General features: G+C 76.8%; 2 protein-coding genes. Both read right to left on the bottom strand.

The window, feature by feature from the left end; genetic code table 11:
* Nucleotides 1-396 (bottom strand): hypothetical protein (locus tag CBZ_RS20465; RefSeq protein WP_218022844.1); only part of this gene is annotated, 396 nt, incomplete at its 3' end.
* Between the two features lie 10 nt (nucleotides 397-406).
* Nucleotides 407-1,537: a HesA/MoeB/ThiF family protein gene (locus tag CBZ_RS20460; RefSeq protein ID WP_130783242.1), complete on the bottom strand. Its 1,131-nt coding sequence runs from the start codon at nucleotides 1,535-1,537 to the stop codon at nucleotides 407-409.
* Nucleotides 1,538-1,691 lie beyond the last annotated feature (154 nt).

The following is a 1,691-nucleotide window of genomic DNA, read 5'->3' as shown; positions in this document are numbered from 1 at the left end:
CCAGCGCGCACGGGCGCGCGGCGCGACGACCCACCCGCCCGGCGGCCGCTCCTCGGCCGGCGCGTCGGCCGGCGCGACGGCGTCCTCGTCGACGGCCGCGACGAAGCCGAGCGCGACGAGCGACCGCGCGAACGCCAGCACGTCGACGGGTTCGGTGGCGTCCGGCGGCGTGAGCGCACGCTCGACGTCCTGCACCGACCGCCCCTCGCCGAGCAGCGCGAGCGCGTCCGCACCGACCGCGGGCAGCGCCACGAACCGGCCAGTGTCCGGACGGCCGACGACGACGCGGTCCCCCTGGGGTGTCGTCGTGAGGACGTGCAGGCGCAGGACGGACGCCGGCCCGACGACCGACACCGGGGCGGTCGTGGGCGAAGGGCCCGGCGCGGCGGTCGTCATCGCCGGGCCGTCACGCCGCTGCGGCCGTGCGCCGCGCCGGGGCCGTCGCGCACACCGGGCACGCGGGGTCGGCGGGCCACGGGTCGGCGCGCGTCGAGCAGTCCCCGGCGAGGTCGACGAGCTGGTAGCGGCCGGCGGAGACGGGCCGCGGCATCCCGGGCAGGTCGGCGGTGAGGAAGCGCAGCGCCTCCAGCGCGACGAACCCGCCGAGGACCTGCGCGACGGGCCCGATGGCCCGGTTGACCCGCTGCTGCTGCAGGACGCGCGGCCACTGCACGGCCTCGCGGTCGATGCCGTCGGCGAGCCGCTCGCGGTGCCGCTCCAGGCACTCGCGGCACGCGCTCACGCCCGGGTCCACCGCCCAGTACAGGCCCTGCGTGTAGGCGAGGCCACCCCGCACGAACGGCACGCCCGCGGCGACGCAGGCGGCGTTGACCCACCGGTCGACCTCGTCGGGCTCGTCGATCGCGGACACGACGACGTCGGGCCGGACGCGACGCAGCAGGTCCGCGACGTCCTGCGTCGACTCGACGCGGCGACGCTCGGCCTCGACGCGCAGCGACTGGTCGAACGCCCGCAGCCAGTCGGCGACCCGCAGCGCCTTGGGCTGCCCGACCTCGGCCTCGGTGTAGGTGAACTGCCGCGCGAAGTTGCGGAGCTCGACGAGGTCCTGGTCGACGACGGTGAGCGCACCGACGCCCAGGCCGGCGAGGTTCATGAGCACCGCGGACCCGAGCCCGCCCGCCCCGAGCACAAGGACGTGCGCGTCGCGCAGGCGCCGCTGCGGCTCCTCGCGCGGGACGTCGAGCGTGGTGAACGCGTCGAACCAGAACAGGTTGCTCGCGTACCGCTCGCGGTCGTGGTCGTCGAACGTCGAGGGCGCGGCGGCGTCCTCCAGCCAGCCGAGCCCGTCGAGCTGGGCGACGACACCCTGGACGTCGGGCGGTGTGGCGGCGAACCCCTGCCCGCGCAGCGCGTCCGCGAGCGCCGGGACGTCCCGCGTCCCGTCGAGCAGCAGGCGCAGCAGCGCGAGGACGCGACCGTCGGGGTCGGCCACCCGGACCCGGACCTTCGGGTCGAGGCTGACGACGAGCTCGCCGTCGTGGGCGAGGCAGTTGAGCGACTTGAGCCGGGGAATCATCGACGCCTCCGTGGCGGACCGCCTCGTGCGCCGAGGTCGTCACCCGGCGTCGAGGTCGTCAGTCACGACTGACGACCTGGGCGGGGAGCGGCGACCTCGAGGGCCGGGCGGGGTTCTGGGGATGGGGTGGGGAACGTGCGGAGGCCGGCCCCGC

Source organism: Cellulomonas biazotea, from assembly GCF_004306155.1.
Lineage (GTDB): Bacteria > Actinomycetota > Actinomycetes > Actinomycetales > Cellulomonadaceae > Cellulomonas > Cellulomonas biazotea.
The sequence above is the reverse complement of the archived record's forward strand: the minus strand, read 5'-3'. Positions and strand labels throughout refer to the sequence as shown.

Bases quoted from the DNA above. Each gene is read 5' to 3' on its own strand.
- CBZ_RS20460 (WP_130783242.1), bottom strand. From the start codon at position 1,537: ATGATTCCCCGGCTCAAGTCGCTCAACTGCCTCGCCCACGACGGCGAG.